Source organism: Endozoicomonas sp. SESOKO1, from assembly GCF_024606265.1.
Taxonomy (GTDB): Bacteria; Pseudomonadota; Gammaproteobacteria; order Pseudomonadales; family Endozoicomonadaceae; genus Endozoicomonas.
The window spans coordinates 1-18,912 of record NZ_JAHHPP010000238.1 but is presented as its reverse complement, the minus strand read 5'-3'; the positions used below and the strand labels follow the sequence as shown (position 1 = coordinate 18,912).

Below are 18,912 nucleotides of genomic sequence, written 5' to 3'. Positions count from 1 at the left end.
CTGCGCTCTTCTATAATGCCGCACTTTCCTCGAATCCTTTTTTAAGGAAATTCCTTTCTGGTCTGGGTTTCAGGCCAGGTTAAATCGTCGCTGTGCGAGTGGACTCATGAGTAAAACGAAAGTACTTACAGGTATTACAACCACTGGAACACCACACCTGGGTAACTACGTAGGGGCCATCAAGCCCGCGATTGAGGAAAGCTGGCGTGACGATATTGCTTCATACTACTTTCTGGCTGATTACCATGCCCTGATCAAAGGCCGTGACCCCAGGCGCATCCATCAGTCTACGCTGGAGATTGCGGCTACCTGGCTGGCACTGGGACTGGATACGGACCGTGTGACCTTCTACCGTCAGTCAGACATTCCGGAAATTGCCGAGCTGAACTGGATTCTTGGCTGTATGACAGCCAAAGGCCTGATGAACCGTGCCCATGCTTATAAGGCCGCGGTTCAGGCTAATGAGGAAGCCGGAGAGCAGGACCCGGACAAGGGTGTGACCATGGGGTTGTTCTGCTATCCGGTGTTGATGGCGGCAGACATACTCATGTTCAATGCCCATAAAGTGCCGGTGGGTCGTGACCAGGTCCAGCATATTGAGATGGCCCGGGATATCGCTGGTCGGATGAATCATCATTACCGGACCAGGTTTGTTTTGCCGGAAGCGATCATTGGTGAAACCACGGCGGTTCTGAATGGTCTTGATGGTCGTAAAATGAGCAAAAGCTACGATAATACCATCCCGCTTTTTGTGCCTGAAAAGAAACTGCTCAAGCTGATTCGCAAGATCAAAACCAACTCACTGGAGCCGGGTGAGCCGAAAGATCCGGATACCTGCACACTTTTCCAGATCTTCTCGGCATTTGCCGATGCCACCCAGATTGAGGTGAAACGTCAGCAATATGCTGATGGCGCTGGCTGGGGCGATCTGAAAAATGAGCTGTTTGAGTTTCTGAATGCTCACTTGAAAGATCCTCGTGAACGTTATCATGCGCTGATTGAAGACCCTGCATTTATCGAAAAAGAGCTGCTTAAGGGGGCTGAAAAGGCCCGGGCAGAAGCCGCTCCTTTCCTGACGTCTATTCGCCAGGCCGTAGGTCTCAAGCCGCTGGCATAATATTCTGCAGTCATCTTTGCGTTTGGCTTTCCTTTGGGAAAGCCATTGTTGATAATAAAAGTAATAATGACAGACCGATCGCCCGACTGGAAATCCCATGAATCCATCAAAACTTTTAGCCATTGTACTGAGTGCGCTCTTGCTGTCGGCCTGCAGTTATCTGGATGGTCTACTGAAAGACAAGGTTCAGCAAAAGGTAACCTTTGATTTGACGCGCCTGGATGCTGATGGCCTTTATGGGCCTGCTGATGGCAAGCGAGCCCTGAGTTATGAGTTCTGTATTCCTGCCCATGTGAATACGGCACGTCAGGTGATGTCTATTGATCCAACGGCCATTGTCTACAAAGAATCCCCCGGACGTTTACAGTGTGGTAATGAGCAGTATCTGGTGGTTGGTAATACTCATCAGGCCAATTATCTGGTGACTTTGAAAAACCTGGTTGAACTGTCGTATGTTACCCGGATTCAAGAGGCATTTTTTGAGTAATGTTTCAATAGTTAACCGTTGAATCAACTATTGATAAGAATGACCTCAAGCGATAAAACTTCGGCCTCCCAATCATCCGGTATTCTGCAGAGAAGGGGAACCAGGGAGCATTCCTGAGAGGCCATCCATGAATAGACTGCCAACTGGCAGAAGTCCAAAAGCACTCTATAATTTCCGTCAAGGTCTGCCGGTTTCATTTTCTATTAATGGTTGCTGGTGGACTCCAGTGGCGCAGGGTGCCTGTTTGAGCATGAAGCTTTCAGGCTGAGATTATACCTGTTGAACCTGAACCGGTTAGTACCAGCGTAGGAACTGCCATAGGCTTCTGTTCATTTCTCAGAAATTCCGCAGGGATTACTGTTTCTCTGTCGTTTTTTCTGTGTAGCTTTCCTTGGAGATAGTACTGTCCTCTTCGGGTCTTTATGCGTCACGTTACTTCTATCTGTCCTGAGGATTAACGCATGATCGCAACGCCCCGGCTTTCCCTGCTTCTGAACTGGTATGCCAATCCCTATCACACCCCGGTCTTTATGGCTCACCACCTGGGTTTCTATAAAGAAGAAGGGCTTGCTCCAGCCATCATGGAAACCACTGACCCTTCTGATGTCACTGATTTGATTTGCCAGAACAAAGTGGATATTGCATTGAAAGCGATGATTCATACCTATGCGGCCAGGGCCAAAGGCTATAAGGTGGTTTCTGCCGGTACCCTGTTTCATGAGCCCCCGACTGGTCTGATTTTTCTGAAGTCCAGCGGTATTAAGGGGTTCGATGATATCCGGGGAAAAAGGATTGGTTATATTGGCCGGTTCGGAAAAATCATCATTGATGACCTTGCCCGGCGGGCAAATATTAAACCTGATGCCTACGAAACGATCCGGGTTGGCATGAACATTACCGATGCCATTGTGCAGGGCAAAGTGGATGCCGGTATGGGCATCGGCTGCTTTCAGCAGGTTGAACTGGAGCAGGTCAGTGGCAAAGAGACGGGTATGTTGCGGGTTGATGAGCTTGCCGGGCTGGGCTGTTGCTGTTTCTGTTCAATCCTTTTCCTGGTGAATGAAGCTTATCTGGCAAACAACCGGGAGAATGTCAGACGGTTTATGAGGGCGACTCTGCGAGGGACTCAGTGGACGCTTGAAAACCCTGAAAAAGCCTATGCGTTGCTTTGTGAACAGATTCCGAGATTGAGAACAGAAACGTTCAGGAAAATATACATCAGCTGCCTGCCCTATTTCTCCCGCGACCTGGTTAATGTGGATCGGGACTGGGAGAAAGTTGGCCTCTACGCGCAGCAGCTTGGGATTACCGATGAAACCATGGATTGCCACAGCTGTTACACCAATGAATTTTTGCCAGAGCGCCCTTACTCGACCTTTGAGCCGCTGGATGGCACGTACATTTCTGAGCAGCTTAAAGCCTCCTAGTATTTAAAAGTCTGGCTTCTGGCCAGACTCCCCGGCTCTCTTATAAAGCCACCTGCCTCAAACGACATTTGAAGTGCACTTTATGAATTGTCAGCCTGATTTTCACCGGTGGTGATATGAGTAAGCAGATTCTCGTGCTAGGCAGTATTAATGTTGACCATGTTCTGAGGGTTGATTGTTTGCCAAAGCCAGGCCAAACCATAACAGCGTCATCTTATGACATTATGGCCGGAGGAAAAGGTGCTAACCAGGCGGTAGCCTGCGCCCGGCTTGGGGGAAATACACACATGATGGCAGCTATTGGTCAGGATGATACGGGGCAGGAAATAGTGCAGCAACTGAGTGATGAAGGTATCGATACATCCGCAATTACAGAAATAGTGGATACGGAAACCGGGGTTGCCCTGATTTTTGTTAATGACAACGGCGAAAATATGATTGGCATCTCAGCAGGCGCTAATGGTTGCCTGACTGAATACCACATTGAGCAGAATCATAGCCTGATTGCTGGTGCAGATTATCTGCTCTTGCAAAATGAGGTTCCTGAATCTATCAATCAACAGGCTGCTCAGATTGCCCGGGAAAACCATACCAGGGTGGTCCTGAACCCCGCGCCCGGCAGGCCATTTTCCGGGGATTGCCTGCTGGCTGTGGATTTGATCACGCCCAACCAGACAGAAGCGGATATGCTTACCGGTATTCAAGTTACAGATGAAAAGTCGGCAACACAGGCAGCTGCCCTGTTGCATGAGCAAGGCATTACTGACGTTGCGCTCACCATGGGACAGGCTGGGGCCTATGTATCATCAATGACCTCAGGCCATCCTGAAGGGTTGATGGTTCCGGCGTTTCCGGTAAAGCCGGTTGATACAACCGCAGCCGGTGATACATTTAATGGCGCATTGCTGGTGGCCCTGATGGAAGGGAAATCGCTGCAGGAAGCTGCCTTTTTTGCCAATGCCAGTGCGGGTCTTGCTGTCATGAGTGTTGGTTCACAGTCGTCTATTCCCTATCGTTTTCAGGTTGAGGAATTTATTCTGTGCGATCAGGAAATTGCCGAGGCTGTTGACACTCCTCACACCTGATGGCTGTAGTATTGCCTTGATTCAGGGGCTGATACGGATACTCTGGGGCGCTCTCCCTTACTGGAAACGAAGACAGTTGTACACCTTGAACGTATTGATCTGTTTATAAAAAAACCAGCCCCTTGACTGGCTGGAAGAAGGCACAGTATGCAAAATCAGCTCGATCAATTAAAAAATATGACCAAAGTTGTGGCCGATACCGGTGATATCGAGGCCATCCGTCGATACCGGCCGGTTGATGCGACGACCAACCCGTCACTGATCTTAAAAGCTGCCCAGCTATCGGCGTATAAAAAGCTGGCTGATGAGGCCATTGCCTTTGGACGCAACCGTTCCCCGGAAAAGGCGGTCAGTGCCCGTCACGCCTGTGACTGGTTGACGGTCGGTATTGGCAAAGAGATCCAGCAGGTAGTGCCTGGCTTTGTATCAACGGAAGTGGACGCACGACTGTCGTTTGATACTGACGCGACGATTGAAAAAGCCAGGCAGCTGCTTGATCTTTATAAAGAGCAGGGCGCTGATAGTGAGCGGGTGCTGATCAAAATAGCGTCTACCTGGGAAGGTATCAGGGCGGCTGAGGTTCTGGAAAAAGAAGGTATCCGCTGTAATCTGACCTTGTTGTTCAGTTTTGCCCAGGCTCAAGCCTGTGCCGATGCTGGTGCCTATTTGATCTCCCCCTTTGTTGGCCGAATTCTGGACTGGTACAAAAAAGCAGAAGGTAGAGACTTTACTGCGTCAGAAGATCCTGGCGTTCAGTCTGTCACGCGTATCTATAACTATTACAAGCAGTATGGCTATAAAACCGTGGTGATGGGGGCCAGCTTTCGAAATACCGGTGAGATTATTGAGTTGGCAGGTTGCGACTGCCTGACCATTAGTCCGGATCTTTTGGATCAGCTGGAATCATCTGATAAGCCGCTCGAACAAAAATTGTTCGCCGACTCGCCAGATAGTGGTGATAAAAAAGTAGTTCTGGATGAGGCCGCATTTCGCTGGGCGATGAACAATGATGCTATGGCAACAGAGAAACTGGCGGAGGGTATCAGGAACTTTACGGCCGATCAGGTTAAGCTGGAAAAACAGTTGTTTGATGCATTTTAGATTTTCTTTGTTGCCATGGTAATACGGGAGATACAGGTGGGTCTCCCCTGCTCATCCTCAATATTGATTTCCCATACTTGAGTACTGCGACCGATATGAATGGGCCGGGTTGTGCCGGTCACTTTTCCGGAAGTGGCTGAGCGAAGATGATTGGCATTGATTTCCAGACCAACACAGTAGGCTCCGTCCTCACAGCACAGGTTGGCGGCAATACTGCCCAGTGTTTCTGCAAGAACGACCGAGGCTCCACCGTGAAGCAGTCCCATGGGCTGGATAGTCCTGCGGTCAACCGGCATGGTGCCGCGCAGAAAATCATCTCCCACTTCGGTAATCTCAATGCCCACATGGTCAACCATGTTTTCTCTGAATACTGCTGCTTCAGGGTTGTAAGGCCTTTTCCAGATGGGCATCTTTTTTTCCTTTTTTCTCTTGATTGTCAGATCCGGTTGCGCAAGCCCAGCTGATCCGGGTGAGGCGTCAGGTAGGTTTGTCGCTGAATGTATACATTACCATGATTTTCGATGAAGTGTCGCAGCATGGTCATGGGAGCAATCAGTGGTATCATTTCCTGACGGTACTCTTCAATTAACGTCAGCAGTTGTTTTCTCTCTTTGCCATCGACGCTCTTTTTAACATATCCAAGGATATGCATCATGGCATTGGTGTGGGATTTGCGGTTGGCACGCCGTTTAAGGGCGCTCATAAAGCTGCGCAGATATTCTTCCAGCAATTCATCCAGGGGTGCCTTGCTGCCTTTGGCCACGATTTGGCCCAGTAACTCATATCCCTGGGGATAATGGGCCATGATCATATACTTGTGAGTAGAGTGGAAGTCGACCAGGGCAGCGTAAGATGGCTCTGCCATCACCGTCTTCTGCCAACGATCATAGGCGTAAACCCGGGTGAAAAAATTTTCACAAAGTATCGGGTCGTGCAGTCTGCCTTCTTCTTCTACTGGCAGTAGTGGGTTGTTCTCCATAAATGCCCTGGCATAGGCTCCGGGCGCACTTTCACCCAGCGGGTGGCCATTTTCATGGTAAACCTTAACTCGTGCCATGCCACAGCTGGGGGACTTTTGCATCAGAATATAGCCGCAAATATGGGATAGCTGGTCAGCCATGTCATGACCATATTGCTCCAGGGCATCGGTCACATCCAGGCTGGAATTTTCAGTGCCGACGACCCGGATTTTCAACTGTTTGTCGGGAGCTGACGATGAACTTTGGGCTGATTTGTGGGAGGTTTCAGCCAGTTGACCAACTAATCGGATGGGCTCTCTGGGGGTTCCCAGTCCTATGGCCATCTCAGGACAGACCGGCTCAAAATGGAAGAATTTATCCAGCGTGTTGACACAAAAAGATGAGCGTTTGTGTCCCCCGTTATAGCGTACTTTATGGCCTAAAAGGCAAGAGCTGATGCCCAGTGTGATCTGTTTTTCAGGCTCGGGTATGTTCACGATAGCCACTTGTTATTCTCCGCTTTACGTTAAAAACACGGTACTAACGAATGTCGTCAGTTACCAGTAGTTCCTTTGCCTGCCAGCCGTTAAAAACAGGTAAGGCTCTACTGTATTCCTGAAGCAGGATTGATAAGTCCAGTGATCCATGAATTCCTGTAAATATCTATACGATAAGACTTTTTCAGCAGATTACTTGGTCATATGTGTGGTGATATGCCAGTTATTCAAAAAAAGTGTCCGGGTTTACCTGCCAGTTTCTGGTTTAATGGATCAGGGAACTTTTGACTGCCTGCGCACACTAATAACAGCAGAAGAATTTGTGTAGCCTTTGAAATCATCATCTGCTTGTAAGAGATTGCAGCTTGAAGCTCTTTTCGCTTTTTTTTGATCATCAGGTAGTCTGAGTCCAGGTTTGCCGGTGAGACTGCTGGTGTTCCTGATCTAATGATGGTAATAGCTTTCTTGGCATTTGTATCAGTAAATCAGTCAGTTGTATTTTCAGGCTACCTATTCAGTGAGAACTTTTTAGATCTTCTAACTGTCCAAATGGTGGTGTAACCGTTTTTGTTGGAGCGTTTTTGTTGGAGCAAAGTTTCTGGAGACTGTTTTACCGTGCTGATTGTTACTGATACGCCTCGTCTGATACTTCGTACCTGGCAGTTGCAGGATGTCGATGCGTACTCCGCACTTCTGGGTGAAACACTTCTCCGGTCTTCGGATGCCATGGCGACAGAGCCAGGGAGCCTTGCAGAAACCGAATTGTGGCGTTATCAGGTGGAACTTGATAAATGGGGGTGGTCTCGCTGGGCGGTGGTATTCAAAGAGAATAACCAGCTGATTGGCTACTGTGGCTTTTCTCCCTATGGCAAGCATATTGAAATGAGCTGGCGTTTTTTGCCCGCTTACCGTGGGCAGGGGTTGGTACTTGAAGCCGTTGAGGCAGTGACACATTTTGGGTTTAACCAGCTGGGCATGGAAGAGATTATTTCTTATACAACCCCCAGTAATGAATTTGCCCAGGGGGTAATGCAGCAACTGGGTATGACACTTGATCGCTTCGAAGGGTGGAGTACCTGTACAGTTGCGCGTTACCGCATACAGTCACCGATATGAACCACTAATTTTTCTTCATCTACTGTCTTTTTTGAGCACATGAGTAATAACAGCATCGACACCCTGAGTAGCTGGGAGCGGAAAATTATCGTCCGGTTACAGTCCATGGACCACGACCATGATGACCATTCCCATGACTTGTCCCATTTTCAGCGGGTCTGGAAGACGGCACAGCAGATCATGGATCAGGAGCCGGTGTCCGTGAATCGCCTGGTTGTTCTCGCTGCCTGTTACTTTCACGATATTGTGGTTTTGCCAAAAGATCATCCTGAGAGGTCCCGTGCTTCTTCGCTTGCAGCCATAAAGACCAGGACCTGCCTTATGGATATGGGATTCCCGGGCGAATTGATTGATAACGTATGCCACAGCGTGGAAAGTCACAGCTACTCTGCTGGCATTGTGCCCGAAACCATTGAAGCAAAAGTTGTGCAGGATGCTGATCGGATGGAGGCTCTGGGGGCTATCGGGCTGGCCCGGGTTTTTTATACGTCCGGCCTCCTGCGGCGAAAAATGTTCGACCCCGAAGACCCGCTGGCTGAGCATCGAGCGCTTGATGATCGTGAATATGCCCTTGACCACTTTCAGGTGAAGTTGCTAAAGCTGTCTGAAACCATGCAAACCACTGCCGGACGAAGGATGGCAGAACGGAATTCTGATTACCTCAGGGGATATATGACCAAGTTGCTTAAAGAGCTGGAGGGTGATTATTCCTGAATAATAGAAAGCCCCTCCTGAATCCTGTCTATCAGCTGCCGGGTCTGGGCAATATCACCAAGTGTTATTCTCAGGCCCTGGCGTCCAGTCTGGTCAGACTTGGGGCGAACAAGGATGCCGTGACGGCGCAAGTGTTGCTCGATGACATCAGGATTATCCGGGAATGCCCAGATAAAGTTAGCTGCACTGGGCCAATAGGGGATGGCCTGTTGATCAAGGAACCGCTCAAATAACGGTTTGGATTCCTCCATGACTTCCCTGACGTAATGACGGGTATATTCCGGGTGGTCCAGGGCGGCACTGATGGCCACGGCGGCAAACTGGTTAACATCATAAGGACCACGAATATTCAGTAATGCGCGTATATTGTCAGGGTGGCTGATCACGTAGCCCAGACGAATGGAAGGCAGGCCCCAGGTTTTCGAGAATGTGCGTGTAATCAGAATATTCGGGTATTCCATCACTGCATCAGCGACAGTTGCCTGAGAATATTCAAAGTAGCATTCGTCAACCAGCAGGGCGGTATCCGGTGCGGATCTGGCAATGGCCAGAATATCTTCACGATGGATTCGGGTGCCGCTGGGGTTATTCGGGTTGGCGATGACAATCAGCCGGGTTTTTTCTGTGATGGCGCCCAATACGTCGCTAACCGGAAAGCCTTTTTCCCGCGTATAATCTGGCTCAATAATGGTCAGCTTTTCAATGTTGGCACATTGGTGGTACATGGCGAAGGTCGGACCCGGGATGATGATTTCATCACCTTCTGTACAGGCAGCACGGACAATAATGTCAATGCCCTGGTCAGAGCCATTAGTAATCATTACCTGGGATTCATCGATACCCGCGTAGTCGGCAATTTTTCGGGGCAGGTCGCCGTAGGATGGATAAACCTGCAGACGATCATCATTGATGAAGTTAATGAGTGCCTGTTTGACGTGCTCACTGACGGGCAGTGTTCTCTCATTGAAGTCCAGCAGCAGATGGTGATGAGGATCCCTGCCTTCAAGTGGCGGAGTATAGGCGCTCATCCGGGTGATGTGGGACTTGAAAATGCTCATCTCTGCGGCTTCCCTGATCCATCTGTTTTTGTCGGTGTCTGGAGAAAGCGCAGTATAGAGCAGAGTTCCCGGAAGAAGCTATCAGAAAGGTGCCGGGTCCGCTAAATGCCCTGGCCTGATATAATATCCAGCTTCCCAACAGGCATGTGGACTTCCTATAAATGGAAAAGGTGTTAGAACTTCTGGCAGACGGTGGTTTCCACTCAGGCGAGGCACTGGGTAGTGTAGCGGGGATCAGTCGCGCAGCGATCTGGAAAAAGCTGAAAATGCTTGAAGCACTCGGCCTTCAGATTGACTCAGTCAAAGGCAGGGGATACAGGCTGCACCCCGGAGTTGAGTTGCTCAATAATAAACGTATTCTCGATGCTCTGGACCCATCCGTCAGGGAGGCGGTTGTTGTTCACACCTGTCTGAAAACAGCATCTACCAATGATCTGGTCAGAGAGATTCCTGTTGCCAGCCCGTCAATAAAAGGGGTGTGTCTGGCGGAATATCAGACCAGCGGTCGTGGTCGCAGGGGCAGAGCCTGGGATAACCCGTTTGGCTCTACCATCAGTATGTCTCTACGTTGGTTTTACAGCGCGGGCATGGCATCCCTGGAAGGGCTGAGCCTGGCGGTTGGTTTGGGTGTGTTGAAAGCCCTTGAGCGCTGCGGTGCAGGTAATCTCAAGTTGAAATGGCCCAATGATGTGCTCTGGAGCTCTCCAGACGGCTTTCAGAAGTTGAGTGGCATTCTGTTGGAATTGCATGGAGACCCCACCGGGGACTGTGAGGTGATCATCGGTATTGGCGTCAACATTGCCCTGAGCCAGAAACAGATCAACAATATCAACCAGCCTGCAGTGGATATGCAGCGGGTTTGTGGTACCACGGTGAGCCGTAACCGGGTAGCCAGTGAATTGATCAACGGGTTGTGCCGTACCCTGGATATTTTCAGCCAGCGGGGTTTCGGCCATTTTCAGGAACAGTGGGAACAATATGATGCTTTTGCCGGGCAGAATGTTGTCCTGGATGCATCGGGAAATATGGTTTCCGGAATAGCTTCAGGGGTAAATGGACATGGTGGACTGTTATTGAAGACCAGCGAAGGGATGAAAATTTTTAATGGCGGTGAGGTTTCGTTAAAGGCCGTAACACTTGGAAAGAGCAAGTAGTAATGAGAGTTCTGGAGCTGGATGCAGGCAATAGTCGATTGAAATGGCGGCTTCTGGATAAAGGGCAAATCACTTCCCATGGCTTTCTTGCCAATAGCGAAGACTGGCAGTGCGAGCTACCAGGACTGCTGGATCAAATTGGGCAAGTCGATTCTGCCAGGGCATCCATTGTTTCAGGCGATGACCGTTTTGCGCTGCTGAGCGCGGTGGTGAATAAGCACTTTAATGTGCCCCTGTTAAAGGCCGAGGTTAAAGAACAGTGTCGGGGGGTTCGGATTGCCTATTCCGGTCTGGGTGTTGATCGTTGGCTGGCTTTGCTTGCGGCCCATCATGTGGTCGGGCATAAGGGTACGGAACGCAGTAATATAATAGTGGTGAGTTGTGGCACTGCCATTACCATCGACTTATTGAGTGGCAGCGGGAACCACCTTGGCGGATATATTGCGCCAGGAGTTGGCCTGATGAAGAGAATGCTGCATAGCAAGACTGCACAACTGCCCATGGTAGAAGCAGACGCGTTAACAATAAGGCCCGGAACCAGCAGCACTGAGTGCATTAACAACGGTATTCTGGCCATGGCCGTAGCCATGATTAATGCACAACAGGCACAGTATAAGACGGCTGGTAGAAAAGAGTGCCCTGTTTATCTGACAGGAGGTGATGCTACGTTAATTCAGCCGTATATTCAGGGTGAGTGTTATCATTATCCCTCACTGGTGATGGATGGTCTGGCACTGGCTTTCGATGAGGAGGGGCAGGGTAACACCGTTATATAAGATGCGTTTGACAGTAATTTTTCTTGTATTTGCCAATATCAGTTATTTTGCCTGGGGCTCATGGCAGGAGTCCAGAGTTGGTTACTGGCTGCCGGAGACTGGTGATGCCTACGCAGAAGCCTCAGGTGAACGACTGGTCCTGTTAACTGAGACTGAAGATGCTCGCCAGTCACCTGGGAGTGAGGCAGGGGGTCAGCCTGTGTTGAATACATCGCTTCATTTGGGGGATGTGGTTCAGGAATGTCTGGTTGTCGGGCCTTTTGCCAATGTGGTTGAGGTGGATGAGCTGCAACAGCGCCTTCTTGCCGTTGGTATCAGCAGTAAAGAACGTGCGGAAGAAAACAGTCAGCAGGAGGATTACTGGGTCCATATACCACCACTGCCCAGCAGGGATGCGGCAATAAGACAGTTAAGAGAACTTCAGGCCCAGAGAATTGACAGCTTTGTGATTACCCAGGGTGAACTGGCCAATGGAATATCCCTGGGACTTTTTTCGCGATGGGAGTCTGCAAAAGCGGTAAAACGTCGTTTAATGGCTGCAGGTTATGTTGTGGCGATCAAATCTCTGCCCAGGGTTCCGGAACAATGGTGGGTCGAGATGGATGCTGCGGTAGAGGGAAAGTTGGGTACGTCATTCTGGGATGAGGCAGCTGATCAGTTTCCTGAACTGCAAAAGTTAAAAGCGGCCTGCAGGAAAAATGAAGTGCTGAAAAAAGTGATGTAAAAGCATTGCAACGGCCAAAGAGTTTCTCTAGTATACGCCTCGCTGCTCAGGGAGGCAGTCAGACAAACCAGAGGGCGATCGATCAAGGAGATTGCTTCAGGAAAAAAGGTTGTCTTGACAAAGAAAACTTCCTGAATAAAATATCGCAGCATCTGGTGGGGTTCCCGAGTGGCCAAAGGGATCAGACTGTAAATCTGACGCGAAAGCTTCGCTGGTTCGAATCCAGCCCCCACCACCAGATTTCACTTCCTTGTGTTAAGTAATCAAGAGGTTGGTTATTTGTGCTTGGAGACTGATGGCTTCTTTTGTATTCTTTTTTGGATGCTCAGGAGTTTCTGCATAAATTAAGTTTTATTTGTGCGGGTATAGTTCAATGGTAGAACCTCAGCCTTCCAAGCTGATGATGCGGGTTCGATTCCCGCTACCCGCTCCATTTTCTCTTTTAATGTTTTTTTTAGATAAAGTGCTCTTATAGCTCAGTCGGTAGAGCGCATCCTTGGTAAGGATGAGGTCACCGGTTCAATTCCGGTTAAGAGCTCCATTTTTTTTGAGAGGCTTTTGTCTCTTTTTTTTTCGAGTGCTGATTTGCTTTTTTTGTGCTCGATAAGCCTCAGGGCTTTTCAGGTCGGTTGATGATGATTATAATTCACCGGCTCTGTATTCAGAGTGATAATGATTTAGGCCAGTAGTTCAATTGGTAGAGCACCGGTCTCCAAAACCGGGGGTTGGGGGTTCGATTCCCTCCTGGCCTGCCATTTCCAATGATCAAGCTCTTGGGATGCTTGTTCTCAGAGGTCTTTTTAAAGGTCTTTTAAACAAAGCCTGGATAGAGAAAATCAAGCTGATGAGTGGAAATTCTGAAATTGCGACTTCGGGTCGTCTGGATGGTCTCAAGTGGGGCCTTGTGGCGGTTCTGGTCGCTGTTGGTGTTTACGGTAATTATTACTTCTCTGCTGAGTCGCTCCTTCTCAGGGTTGTCGGTCTGCTGGTAATTGCGGCGGTTGCCGGGTTTGTTGCTCTGCAGACGATAAAAGGTGGTGCCTTCTGGACGTTGCTGAAGGATGCCAAAACCGAGATTCGCAAGGTTGTCTGGCCTACTCGTCAGGAGACGGTGCAAACCACTCTGGTGGTGGTTGCTGTCGTGTTAGTGATGGGCCTTATTTTGTGGGGGCTCGATTCTCTGCTAGGCTGGATGATCAGCAGCCTGATTTGATAGGGACAGGACATGGCGAAACGATGGTATGTGGTTCATGCCTACTCTGGATACGAGAAGCAGGTGTTGCGCTCTCTGAATGAGCGTATCAAGCGTCTTGGTATGGAAGAGTATTTTGGTGAAATTCTGGTGCCTACCGAGGAAGTGGTAGAGATCAAGAACGGCCAGAAGCGCAGGAGTGAAAGAAAATTCTTTCCGGGCTATGTATTGGTCCAGATGGAAATGAACGAAGACTCGTGGCATCTGATTAAAGATACGCCGCGTGTCATGGGTTTCATTGGTGGTACGGCCGACAAGCCTGCGCCGATCACTGAAAAGGAAGCGGACGCGATTCTTCGTCGTGTGCACGAAGGTGCTGAGGCTCCAAGGCCCAAGACGTTGTTTGAGCCTGGTGAGATGGTTCGTGTTATCGAAGGTCCTTTTGCTGACTTTAATGGTGTGGTGGAAGGTGTAAACTACGAGAAAAGTCGTCTTCAGGTTGCGGTAATGATTTTTGGTCGCTCAACGCCGGTAGAGCTTGAGTTTGGCCAGGTTGAAAAAGTGTAAGCTGATCGAATTGATCCAATGACCCCGTTTGCCAGCTGTGGTAGCGGGGTTTTGTGTTTCTGGGGGGCTCCCTTCTTTGCTGGCCTTTCTCGGCTGAAAAGGGTTGGTTGTGCCAATTGCATCTAACTTAGGTGTTTTTGCGCTGGTACTTTGTGGATGATTTCTGTAGACTACCGCGCTTTGTAGACGGGTAGCCGTGGAGTTTGATGCTTTTCCCTGTTGGGATTCCTTGTATAGGAGGGGTCAGGGAAAGAGGGTTGAATGAGGCAGTGACCCATGTAGAGGTTGAAAATGGCCAAGAAAGTACAAGCTTATATTAAGCTTCAAGTGCCTGCTGGACAGGCGAACCCATCTCCACCTGTTGGTCCTGCCCTGGGTCAGCACGGTGTAAACATCATGGAATTCTGTAAGGCATTTAATGCAAGCACCCAGAAAATGGATGCTGGTATGCCAATTCCTGTTGTTATTACGGTATACAGCGACCGCAGTTTCACTTTCGAAACCAAGACTCCGCCTGCCTCTGTTCTGCTGATGAAGACTCTGAAGCTGAAAAAAGGTTCCGGCCGTCCAAATACCGAGAAAGTCGGTACTGTGACTCGCGAGCAACTGCTTGAAGTTGCCAAGATCAAAGAGCCTGATCTGACGGCTGCTGACGAAGATGCAGCGGTACGTACCATTGCTGGTTCAGCTCGTTCCATGGGTCTGATCGTGGAGGGTGTTGAGTAATGGCCAAGTTATCAAAGCGTGCGAAGCTGATCGCTGAAAAGATCGACTCTACCAAGTCTTACGGCTTTGAAGAGGCGGCCAGCCTGCTGAAAGAGATTTCCAGCGTCAAGTTCAAGGAAACCATCGAAGTTTCTGTGAACCTAGGTGTTGATCCTCGTAAATCTGACCAGGTGGTTCGTGGCTCTACTGTACTGCCTAACGGTACTGGTAAAGATGTTCGCGTGGCTGTGTTTACCCAGGGTGCTAACGCTGAAGCGGCTAAAGAAGCCGGTGCTGAAGTGGTTGGTATGGAAGATCTGGCTGAACAGGTTAAAGCGGGTCAGATGGACTTTGACGTAGTTATCGCTTCTCCGGATGCGATGCGCGTTGTTGGTCAGCTGGGTCAGATCCTTGGTCCACGCGGCCTGATGCCTAACCCCAAGGTTGGTACTGTTACACCTAACGTTGCTGAAGCGGTTAAGAACGCCAAGGCTGGTCAGGTTCGTTTCCGTACTGACAAGAACGGTATCATCCACGCTGGTGTTGGTAAGATCGACTTTGAAGCGGCTGCCCTGAAGCAGAACGTCGAAGCTCTGCTGGTTGATCTGAAGAAGCTGAAGCCTTCTTCCAGCAAAGGCGTTTATATGAAGAAAGTTACCCTGTCCTCTACCATGGGTCCGGGTCTGACTATCGACATGTCTTCTCTTTCTGCCTGAGCCTGTCTGCGTAAGCGAAAGAAAGAATTACAGAAATCTGGATTGTCAGATTTCTGGTTGGTGCAAGCCAGCCACAACCCTCTTTGGGGTCCCTGCTTTCATAGCGGGGGTCGTCAAAGATCGCAGGTGTCCAATGCCGTGCCTGTTCAGTCAGGGGCCTTTCTTTGGAAAGGGTTATAGGTATGGGGCTTAATGTCCTGCGTAGACGGTGAGTATGCGTTTTATCCAAAACGATATACACCCATCACCGTATTGTAAGCGCTTAATGATTTATCTCGGATAAATCATAAGTGAAACTTCATAAATTTGGAGTAAAGCCCATGGCGTTAGGACTCGAAGACAAGAAGGCAATTGTTGCCGAAGTCAGCGAGGCTGCACAAAGCGCTCTGTCGGCTGTAATCGCGGACTACCGTGGTCTTACTGTCAGTCAAATGACTGCTCTGCGTAAGCAGGCTCGTGAAGGTGGCGTCTACCTGAAGGTAGTTCGTAACACCCTGGCCAAGCGCGCTGTAGAAGGTACTGAACTTCAGTGCCTGCAGGAAGTTCTGGTAGGCCCTACTGTGCTTGCTTTCTCTATGGAAGATCCGGGTGCCGCTGCGCGTCTGATGAAGGATTTTGCCAAAGAGAACAAAGAGCTGGACATCAAGGCACTGTCTATTTCCGGACAGCTGCTGGGTGCAGAACAGATCGATGTTCTGGCCAAGATGCCTACTCTGGATCAGGCTCGCGCAATGCTGATGAGCGTAATGATCGCACCGGTAACCAAGCTGGCAAGAACTCTGAACGAGTTCCCTGCAAGCATTACCCGTGTTGTGGCAGCTGTTGCCGACGAGAAGAAGAAAGCCGCTTAATCCTTGTTGGATTGGTTTTCTTGCTTTTTTGCTTAAACAAATTCCGGGGCTTGCTGTTTGTTTGCCCCAACCAAGATTTTTGGAGATATAGAGATGGCTCTGTCCAAAGAAGATATCCTGAATGCAATCGCTGAAATGTCTGTAATGGACGTTGTTGAACTGGTTTCCGCTATGGAAGAAAAGTTCGGCGTTTCTGCTGCTGCTGCTGTTGCTGTTGCTGCTGCTCCTGCTGAAGCTGCTGCCGCTGCTGAAGAAAAAACTGAGTTCGACGTAATCCTGGCTGACGCTGGCGACAAGAAAGTTAACGTCATCAAGGTAGTACGTGCTGCTACTGGCCTGGGTCTGAAAGAAGCCAAGGCTGTTGTAGACGGCGCTCCAGCTCCTCTGAAAGAAGGCGCTTCTAAAGAAGAAGCTGAAGAGCTGAAGAAGCAGCTGGAAGAAGCTGGTGCTAAAGTAGAAATCAAGTAATTTCTATAAAAGCATTGCATAATCCCGAGTCTGTTGCATAATAGATTCAGGTGGCTGGTGCCTGTGAGGGTGCCGGCCTTTTTTCCGTTGTATGAGCTATATCGTCTGAGTAACTGTATTTGCACGTAGATCCTGTCCTTAATCATGAAGTTTCTTACTCTTTTCAGTCTTTATCACTGGATGGGTTTCTTCGTGATATTGGTTGGGGTATTGCCGTTTTTGCAGATATGAGGGGCAGAGATATGAGCTTGGAAAAGCCGTTTCAGAAACTGATCATTCTGGAGAAAGCTTTTTATGTTGGTGTAAAACGATTCAAAACAGGGGATTTTCGGTAGTTACAGTACCACTTCATATCAAGCTGTGAGATGATGGTAGATTGCTGTAGAGAATTCATGTGCTGACCGTTTTACCCGGCCTGACATACATAGGCTGTTCGATGATTCATCGGGCAGATTTGAATACCGCTTCCGTTGCCTCAGGCGATGTAAGCGGTATTGCCGTGAAAGCAGGGTAGTAAATCTGAATAATAGTATCAGGTTGCTTTCTGTTCAGGCGCTAAAGCTCATACAACGGTTGATGTCTATAGCGACACGTAGCGTCTACAACGGTGCGAAAGTGTCTGTGACGACATTGAGAGTATCCATAACACCTCAAAGGTGTCTGTGATACAGGTCAGCTAATGACCAGAAAAATTGAAGATTTATTGGTTTTGACAGGGAGCCACCCGCTCTCGAACTAACCTACTATGGCCAGGCGATGCCGCCTGAAGTCAAAAACAGGTAACCAAGCTGGGGAACGCTGATGGCATACTCGTATACAGAGAAAAAACGCATCCGCAAGGACTTCGGCAAGCTGCCGAGTGTCATGAATGTGCCGTATCTGCTGGCGATTCAGCTTGATTCATATCACAAGCTGTTGCAGTCAGATAAAGAACCGGCAGCCAGAGAAGATATCGGGCTTCACGCCGCCTTTAAATCCGTCTTCCCAATTGTAAGCTATTCCGGCAATGCTGCCCTTGAATATGTTAGCTACAGACTGGGTGCTCCTGCGTTTGATGTCAAGGAATGCCAGCTCAGAGGCGTCACGTATGCAGTACCTCTGCGCGTCAAGGTGCGCCTGATTATCTACGATAAAGACTCCGCCAACAAGGCAATCAAGGATATCAAGGAGCAGGAAGTGTACATGGGCGAAATTCCGCTCATGACCGATAACGGTACCTTTGTTATTAATGGTACAGAGCGAGTTATCGTATCCCAGCTGCACCGCTCTCCGGGCGTATTCTTTGATAATGACCGGGGTAAGACCCACTCCTCCGGTAAGCTGCTGTATTCTGCCCGTGTCATTCCTTACCGTGGCTCATGGCTGGACTTTGAGTTTGATCCAAAGGATCTGCTTTATGTTCGTATCGACCGTCGTCGTAAGCTGCCTGCCACCATTCTGCTCAGGGCCATCGGGCTTTCCAATGAAGAAATTCTTGAGAATTTCTTTGACTTTGTTGAATTCAATATTGGCGCTGAAAATGTCAGCACCGAGTTTGTTGCCGACCGCCTGAGAGGTGAAGCAGCCAGCTTTGATATCTACGACAACGACGGTAATGTGGTTGTAGAACAAGGTCGTCGTGTAACTGCACGACACATCCGTGACCTGCAAAAAGCCAACATCAAGAGTCTGGATGCTCCGGTAGATTATATCTATGGTCGTGTTCTGGCGAAGACTGTAATTCACAAGAGTACCGGTGAAATCATTGTTGAGTGCAACACTGAAATTACCCCTGACGTTTATGAAAAGCTGTTGTCTGCCGGTATCAAAACCGTAGAAACGCTTTATATCAATGAGCTGGACTGTGGTCCGTTCATGTCTGATACCCTGCGTGCAGACACCACCACCAACCGCCTGGAAGCGCTGGTTGAAATCTACCGCATGATGCGCCCCGGTGAACCACCAACACAGGATGCTGCTGAAGCCCTGTTCCAGAACCTGTTCTTCTCCACCGAGCGCTATGACCTGTCTGCCGTCGGTCGAATGAAGTTCAACCGTCGTCTGGGGCGTGATGAAGATACCGGTTCCGGTGTTCTGGATAATTCCGACATTATTGATGTCCTGCGCATCCTCGTCGATATCCGTAATGGTAAAGGTATCTGTGACGATATCGATCACGGATGTGTCGTGCAGTTACACGACGACCTTGTTCTACAACC

19 protein-coding genes, 4 tRNA genes, 1 pseudogene and 1 riboswitch are annotated in these 18,912 nt (G+C 49.3%); of the genes and pseudogenes, 21 read left to right on the top strand and 3 right to left on the bottom strand.

Annotated elements, in window-relative coordinates:
- Positions 1–106 precede the first annotated feature (106 nt).
- The 5 genes from KDK13_RS10685 to tal all read left to right on the top strand — a co-directional run bounded on the left by KDK13_RS10685 (position 107) and on the right by tal (position 5,217).
- The gene (locus KDK13_RS10685; protein ID WP_257284956.1) at positions 107–1,117 is read left to right on the top strand and encodes a tryptophan--tRNA ligase; all 1,011 of its coding nucleotides are present in this window, start codon (positions 107–109) and stop codon (positions 1,115–1,117) included.
- A gap of 97 nt (positions 1,118–1,214) precedes the next feature.
- A complete protein-coding gene (locus KDK13_RS10680; RefSeq protein WP_257284955.1) occupies positions 1,215–1,604 on the top strand; it encodes a hypothetical protein in 390 nt (129 codons plus the stop codon).
- A 222-nt stretch (positions 1,605–1,826) separates the two neighbouring features.
- Positions 1,827–1,934, top strand: a riboswitch (TPP riboswitch).
- 131 nt (positions 1,935–2,065) lie between these two features.
- Positions 2,066–3,031 carry an ABC transporter substrate-binding protein gene (locus KDK13_RS10675; protein WP_257284954.1) on the top strand — a complete coding sequence of 322 codons (966 nt, stop codon included), beginning with the start codon at positions 2,066–2,068 and terminating at the stop codon, positions 3,029–3,031.
- A gap of 116 nt (positions 3,032–3,147) precedes the next feature.
- Complete coding sequence (gene rbsK, locus KDK13_RS10670) at positions 3,148–4,116, top strand: ribokinase (protein WP_257284953.1); 969 nt, start codon at positions 3,148–3,150, stop codon at positions 4,114–4,116.
- A gap of 147 nt (positions 4,117–4,263) precedes the next feature.
- Positions 4,264–5,217, top strand: coding sequence for a transaldolase (tal, locus tag KDK13_RS10665; RefSeq protein ID WP_257284952.1), 954 nt, complete (start codon positions 4,264–4,266; stop codon positions 5,215–5,217).
- On the opposite strand, the gene KDK13_RS10660 is transcribed toward tal, so the two are convergent.
- Both KDK13_RS10660 and KDK13_RS10655 read right to left on the bottom strand, forming a co-directional pair.
- Positions 5,214–5,627: a hotdog fold thioesterase gene (locus KDK13_RS10660; protein WP_257284951.1), complete on the bottom strand. Its 414-nt coding sequence runs from the start codon at positions 5,625–5,627 to the stop codon at positions 5,214–5,216. The two genes, tal and KDK13_RS10660, sit on opposite strands and share 4 nt — an antisense overlap.
- Positions 5,628–5,653: 26 nt before the next feature.
- Positions 5,654–6,682: a DUF523 and DUF1722 domain-containing protein gene (locus KDK13_RS10655; RefSeq protein WP_257284950.1), complete on the bottom strand. Its 1,029-nt coding sequence runs from the start codon at positions 6,680–6,682 to the stop codon at positions 5,654–5,656.
- Between the two features lie 606 nt (positions 6,683–7,288).
- Here KDK13_RS10655 and KDK13_RS10650 point away from each other — a divergent pair.
- The gene (locus KDK13_RS10650; RefSeq protein ID WP_257284949.1) at positions 7,289–7,789 is read left to right on the top strand and encodes a GNAT family N-acetyltransferase; all 501 of its coding nucleotides are present in this window, start codon (positions 7,289–7,291) and stop codon (positions 7,787–7,789) included.
- 39 nt (positions 7,790–7,828) lie between these two features.
- On the top strand, positions 7,829–8,503 hold the full coding sequence (locus KDK13_RS10645; RefSeq protein WP_257284948.1) for a phosphohydrolase: 675 nt from the start codon (positions 7,829–7,831) through the stop codon (positions 8,501–8,503).
- Here the strand turns inward: KDK13_RS10645 and KDK13_RS10640 are convergent.
- On the bottom strand, positions 8,494–9,561 hold the full coding sequence (locus tag KDK13_RS10640) for a histidinol-phosphate transaminase (protein WP_257284947.1): 1,068 nt from the start codon (positions 9,559–9,561) through the stop codon (positions 8,494–8,496). The two genes, KDK13_RS10645 and KDK13_RS10640, sit on opposite strands and share 10 nt — an antisense overlap.
- A 161-nt stretch (positions 9,562–9,722) precedes the next feature.
- Here KDK13_RS10640 and birA point away from each other — a divergent pair, with 161 nt between their 5' ends.
- The 14 genes and pseudogenes from birA to rpoB all read left to right on the top strand — a co-directional run.
- Complete coding sequence (gene birA, locus KDK13_RS10635) at positions 9,723–10,715, top strand: bifunctional biotin--[acetyl-CoA-carboxylase] ligase/biotin operon repressor BirA (RefSeq protein ID WP_257284946.1); 993 nt, start codon at positions 9,723–9,725, stop codon at positions 10,713–10,715.
- Between the two features lie 2 nt (positions 10,716–10,717).
- On the top strand, positions 10,718–11,491 hold the full coding sequence (locus KDK13_RS10630) for a type III pantothenate kinase (RefSeq protein ID WP_257284945.1): 774 nt from the start codon (positions 10,718–10,720) through the stop codon (positions 11,489–11,491).
- Position 11,492: 1 nt separating this feature from the next.
- A complete protein-coding gene (locus KDK13_RS10625) occupies positions 11,493–12,215 on the top strand; it encodes an SPOR domain-containing protein (RefSeq protein ID WP_257284944.1) in 723 nt (240 codons plus the stop codon).
- 154 nt (positions 12,216–12,369) lie between these two features.
- Positions 12,370–12,453: transfer RNA gene (locus KDK13_RS10620), tRNA-Tyr, on the top strand.
- Positions 12,454–12,574: 121 nt separating this feature from the next.
- Positions 12,575–12,648, top strand: a tRNA-Gly gene (locus tag KDK13_RS10615).
- 32 nt (positions 12,649–12,680) lie between these two features.
- Positions 12,681–12,756 (top strand) — tRNA-Thr (locus KDK13_RS10610).
- Between the two features lie 138 nt (positions 12,757–12,894).
- A tRNA-Trp gene (locus tag KDK13_RS10605) sits at positions 12,895–12,970 on the top strand.
- An 89-nt stretch (positions 12,971–13,059) separates the two neighbouring features.
- Entirely contained in the window at positions 13,060–13,428 is a 369-nt protein-coding gene (secE, locus tag KDK13_RS10600) for a preprotein translocase subunit SecE (RefSeq protein WP_257284943.1), read from the top strand.
- Between the two features lie 12 nt (positions 13,429–13,440).
- Positions 13,441–13,974: a transcription termination/antitermination protein NusG gene (nusG, locus tag KDK13_RS10595; protein WP_257284942.1), complete on the top strand. Its 534-nt coding sequence runs from the start codon at positions 13,441–13,443 to the stop codon at positions 13,972–13,974.
- A gap of 291 nt (positions 13,975–14,265) precedes the next feature.
- Entirely contained in the window at positions 14,266–14,700 is a 435-nt protein-coding gene (rplK, locus tag KDK13_RS10590) for a 50S ribosomal protein L11 (RefSeq protein WP_020581778.1), read from the top strand.
- Positions 14,700–15,395, top strand: coding sequence for a 50S ribosomal protein L1 (gene rplA / locus KDK13_RS10585; protein WP_257284941.1), 696 nt, complete (start codon positions 14,700–14,702; stop codon positions 15,393–15,395). The genes rplK and rplA overlap by 1 nt, the downstream gene beginning before the upstream one ends.
- Positions 15,396–15,715: 320 nt before the next feature.
- Positions 15,716–16,246, top strand: coding sequence for a 50S ribosomal protein L10 (rplJ, locus tag KDK13_RS10580; protein ID WP_257284940.1), 531 nt, complete (start codon positions 15,716–15,718; stop codon positions 16,244–16,246).
- A gap of 93 nt (positions 16,247–16,339) precedes the next feature.
- Positions 16,340–16,714 carry a 50S ribosomal protein L7/L12 gene (gene rplL, locus KDK13_RS10575; RefSeq protein ID WP_066016060.1) on the top strand — a complete coding sequence of 125 codons (375 nt, stop codon included), beginning with the start codon at positions 16,340–16,342 and terminating at the stop codon, positions 16,712–16,714.
- An 801-nt stretch (positions 16,715–17,515) separates the two neighbouring features.
- Positions 17,516–18,912: pseudogene (gene rpoB, locus KDK13_RS10570) on the top strand (DNA-directed RNA polymerase subunit beta); the annotation flags it as partial.